The organism is Candidatus Nanoarchaeia archaeon (assembly GCA_035290625.1).
Lineage (GTDB): Archaea > Nanobdellota > Nanobdellia > Woesearchaeales > DATDTY01 > DATDTY01.
Window position 1 is genome coordinate 1 of record DATDTY010000079.1, and the last position, 4,296, is coordinate 4,296.

General features: G+C 47.0%; 6 protein-coding genes. 4 read left to right on the forward strand and 2 right to left on the reverse strand.

Annotation, left to right across the window (positions count from 1 at the left end; all coding sequences use genetic code 11):
* Window positions 1-48 precede the first annotated feature (48 nt).
* The 3 genes from VJB08_07050 (at window position 49) to VJB08_07060 (ending at window position 1,841) form a co-directional block, all read left to right on the forward strand.
* Entirely contained in the window at window positions 49-726 is a 678-nt protein-coding gene (locus VJB08_07050) for a hypothetical protein (protein HLD43712.1), read from the forward strand.
* A gap of 2 nt (window positions 727-728) precedes the next feature.
* Window positions 729-998, forward strand: a complete 270-nt coding sequence (locus VJB08_07055; GenBank protein ID HLD43713.1) for a winged helix-turn-helix domain-containing protein — start codon at window positions 729-731, stop codon at window positions 996-998.
* Between the two features lie 240 nt (window positions 999-1,238).
* Complete coding sequence (locus VJB08_07060) at window positions 1,239-1,841, forward strand: hypothetical protein (GenBank protein ID HLD43714.1); 603 nt, start codon at window positions 1,239-1,241, stop codon at window positions 1,839-1,841.
* 554 nt (window positions 1,842-2,395) lie between these two features.
* Here the strand turns inward: VJB08_07060 and VJB08_07065 are convergent.
* Entirely contained in the window at window positions 2,396-2,548 is a 153-nt protein-coding gene (locus VJB08_07065) for a hypothetical protein (GenBank protein ID HLD43715.1), read from the reverse strand.
* Between the two features lie 205 nt (window positions 2,549-2,753).
* The gene (locus tag VJB08_07070; protein HLD43716.1) at window positions 2,754-3,458 is read right to left on the reverse strand and encodes a hypothetical protein; all 705 of its coding nucleotides are present in this window, start codon (window positions 3,456-3,458) and stop codon (window positions 2,754-2,756) included.
* Window positions 3,459-3,892: 434 nt separating this feature from the next.
* On the opposite strand from VJB08_07070, the gene VJB08_07075 reads away from it, so the two are divergent.
* Window positions 3,893-4,024 carry a hypothetical protein gene (locus tag VJB08_07075; protein HLD43717.1) on the forward strand — a complete coding sequence of 44 codons (132 nt, stop codon included), beginning with the start codon at window positions 3,893-3,895 and terminating at the stop codon, window positions 4,022-4,024.
* The last annotated feature ends 272 nt before the right edge of the window (window positions 4,025-4,296 follow it).

The window sequence follows — 4,296 nt, forward strand, 5'->3', positions numbered from 1 at the left end:
GAGCCCTTGGATTCATAATCTTTATAAATCAGCGCAGGGTTTTGTGGCTTGGAGGCAGCAGTGGTTACACTTATCTTCAGCCCAAGGTGGTTTTATGGAATCGACTCACTGTTTGATATCGTCTTTGTGCTGGTGTCAATACTGATTGCCGCTTTTGCGAGAAAAGCTTTTCGGCTGACGCGAGAGAGAAAATTCCTCTCCCTCTACTGGGCGTTTGTGTTTTTTGCACTGGCGTTTCTTGTGAAGATCCTCACCCATGTGGTGATATACTTCAAATACATGGATCTCAATGTGCTTAACCTTTTTTTGGCCTTGGGGGAGATCACCCTGGGGTTCCAGATAGGGTATTTCCTCTACCGCCTTGTCTTTCTGCTCAGCCTGATTATCCTGCTCAGCCTGACCATGCACATAACTGACAAGAGGATTCTGGTCATGCTACAGATTTTTGCTGTTCTCTTTGCTGCAACGAGCATGGCCTGGCCGGTGGTCTTCCATATTGTTGGAGCTGTTTTCCTGTTCTTTATCTGCAACACCTGCAGGATGAATTATAAATTCAGGGGAACGATGCCGAGCAAGCTTGTGGCCTATAGCTTCCTGATGTTTTTCCTGAGCCAGGTGATGTTCATTCTCATGTCCTGGCACGACTTTGCCTATGTCCTGGGAGAAACGATGCAGCTGATTGGCAGCCTGCTCCTGCTTGCGTCGCTGTATCTTGTCCTGAGGTGACCATGAAGAGCCGGAGAAGCCGCATTGATGTCATCCGGGATATCCTTGCTTCTGTCCAGGACAGGCAGATGATCAAGCCTACGCATCTGCTCTATAAATCGAACCTCAGCTACCCTAAGATGAAAGAGTATATCTCTGATCTCAAAGAGAAGAATCTCATCATTGAGACTTACCACAAGAACAACCGGGTTTTTGTCATTACCGAGCAGGGCAACAGGTTTCTTGCCGAGCTGCGAAGAATCAAGAGCTTCACAGAGTCGTTTGGGATTTAGATCTGCCGCCAATAGGGCAATCCTTTGCGCGAAAACACCGTCTCTAAACTCCAAGGCTGCCGCCAATTTCGCGAGGCTCGATCAGGAAAGAAACTCGGAAGCGGAGGGAGTTGCCCCCTACGGGCGAGGTGCCGCTCTGCGCTGAAAACAGAAAGAGCCGAGCCGGCGGCAGCCTGAGAAAGCACATTGGGCTCTCGAGCAAATCAATATCTTTTTATTATGCCAGAGGTTACCATTCCTATGCTTAAAAAAATACAGGGCATGTTGCATGCAAAGGAAGGCATTGATGAAGTGAAGCAGGAACTTGCATCTGTAAAGGGCAACTTCGGGAAGGATGTTGAGGAGATGAAGCTGCGTTTGTCTGAGCTGTCTGCTGCATGGGAGGCTGCATACAAGGCGCAGCAGGGGCATACTGATACCTCAATGAAGGCGCAGCAGGAGCTTATTGATGGTTTGAAGAGCGTCAGGGAGCTGAATGAATTGTTTGAAAGCGAGCTGAATGATCTGAGGATGGTGAAAAGCAGAATGCACAAGGCTTTGCTTGAGGACCTTAAGGAAGAGTTCAGGGAGGAGATTGCTGCTGTAAAGGCATCGCTTGTGATGGAAGCAGGATCATTGCATCAGCTCAGGGATGAAGTGCTCTCAATGGCTGGCCAGATCAGGATGATCAAGCCTGAACTTGCAAAGTTTACAGAACTCTCGCAGCATATCAAGAAGGCTGATTTTGACTTGAATAAATACGCTCTTCGCCTGGACGAGGCAAACCGGGACAAGCTTGAGCTTCTGCGGAAGATTGATACTCTCCAGAAGCTTATATCCAAAGAGCGGCGCCTCAGGCCCTAGCCCATCTTCTGGCTATTTCTGCCGCGATATTGGCCTTGATATGCGTGTTCGCCAGCAGCTTATTGATTATGCTATGAATGGTGGTAACTTTCTCCTTTGCCTCCATTCTCTCACCCCCTTGAAAAATCCAAGGCAATCAAAGTATATAAAGTTTACGAAACTGGATCTGGTGAAAGTCGATGTTGCCGCCCCATGTGAGCCCTTTTAGTGAAAACAACGCAGCGACAAGGGAGTCGCCCCCTGCGGGGAATGTCGATAACCACGCAAGCAGTGCGAGGCGAACTGCTCCGAAGGAGCGACCAAAAATGCGAAGCATTTTTGAGTACTGGCGGCAACAGCGGAGCGTGACTTTCACTGGAGCAGTTCAAAGGTTGCCGCCATTTTTTGCGAGGCTCAATCAGGAAAGAAACTCGGAAGCGGAGGGAGCCGCCCTCTACGAGCGAGGTGCCGCTCTTCGCTGAAGACAGAAAGAGCTGAGCTGGCGGCAACCTTGAAAAGAGGGTTAGTGGAGCCGAAACCGTCTTCTTAGGTTCCTTGAGAACTTAGGATCACGTTCAAGAAACAGTTCCAGTTGTAACAAGCTGCATGAAGTCGGACCACATCTTCAGCCAGTCGCCCTGGTTCTTTGTCAGCAAAGCAAGGAGGACAATAACTAGAATGACAAGGGCAAAAACAAATATCCTTCCGATCAGGGATTTAAGGGCCATGCCAGCTCTTCAGGTTTACACCTATTTTAATCTTTCTGTGTGAAGGGCTGGCAGTTTTATTCTTTTTCCATTTTTTCATTGAAGACACAATGGCAGCAGACTGTCATTTTCTGCGAAAATGCCCTACTCGGGTTTCCCGTAGGGAGCGACCCCTCCCTCGTCTGCTGCCGTTGCCTCCTGAACTCGGATTACTGCCAAATCTGGTTTATTTCACATTGACGATGATTTTCTTGGTGTTGGAGTATTGGTTGATAGGGGTTTTCTGCCAGTCTGCGCAGGAGGGGGATGAAGAGATCCAACAGCAGTCGCCTACTATATCATCAGAGTCTCCACGAGTGTTGCCATCGCTGTCTTGATCATTCTGAGGGTCTACGCAAACACAATCTGGAGAAGGAGTGGTTTGCGGGAGTTGATTAAAATGTGTGCTGGAATCCACGCTATTCGCATAACACACCCTAACATCCAGTGTATGAGTTCCAATCTGGGCGTCCTGGTTAACCCTTACTGGAATTGCGAGAAGGCGCTGCTCTGTGTTTTTGATTGAGTAAGTTTTTGCGGGGATTGTGTCCAGACCATTTGTTGGTATGAGTGTGGCTCCTTGATATGCCTGGCCTTCGATGATATTCACACTAAACTCCTTCTCTGCTCCCAGCGTGTTCAGGATTCCTAATCCGAAGGTGTAGGATTTTCCTCTCTGCAGGTTGACCTGGGTTTTTGGCAGGGCAACTCTTTCTCCTGAGATCAGCATGGCCTGGAGCTCCTTTTCAGTCTGCTCGTCAAGCTGGGTCTGCAGGTCTACTGCTGTGCCGAAGAACTGGTAGACCAGATAGAGGCCAAACATGAATACGATCAGGCTTAAAATCAGCATGACAAGGAAATTGACTGAAAGCTCAATGCCTCTTTTGTTCATCCTCTCTTCTTAGAGGGATAGGTATAAATAGGTTTCCCTCTTCTGCCACTCGTATCCCTGCAGGGGCAGACCAATGAAGTTCATCAACAATAAGACCATCCAATTGGACAAGATGATGAATGACCTTGACAAGTTTGTCGTGAGATTTGTACGGATATTGGAGAAGCACGCCGCGTAGGTTATTGTTTCTGGGTATGTTGCAATACTGCTTGGCAGAAGCAGGGCAACAGATGATGTTGGTATTATTATCCCGAAAATAGGCAAAAAACGACTGATTCTGTTATACAATGACCTTATAGAGGATGGCTACTGGTGTTTGAATTCTACTGATTTAGATGGATTATATGATCGATTGCTATCCAAACATTCGATACGATTTGCTGTTGAGCCAAATGTTTCTCCAAATGTAGAATTGAAGTTTTCAAAAGATCCTTATGATGATATCGCTCTCAGGAATCCCTATGATTGCTCCGACAACAATCATAGAGATTCCTGATTTTACATCAATCCTTGAGACCCCGCAGAGGCCAAGGAACAATCTGAGGAGTGGAAATGCGGAAAAATAACGTTAATTATTTATAAACCGGGAAGATATCCCAAGGATGGCAATTACAGGGCAATTTCATGCATTATTTTGGCTAATCCAGCGAAGATGTATAAAGCAGAATTGGGTTATGCAACTGCAATGAACCGATCAGAAAAAGCATTAGTGGTATTCCAAGGCAAGAAAATCAGGCGAACTTGGTTTAATGATGAATGGTGGTTCTCAGTAGTTGATATTATAAGCGCATTAACCCAAACCGATAGAGCCAGAAAGTACTGGTCTGACTTAAAGGTT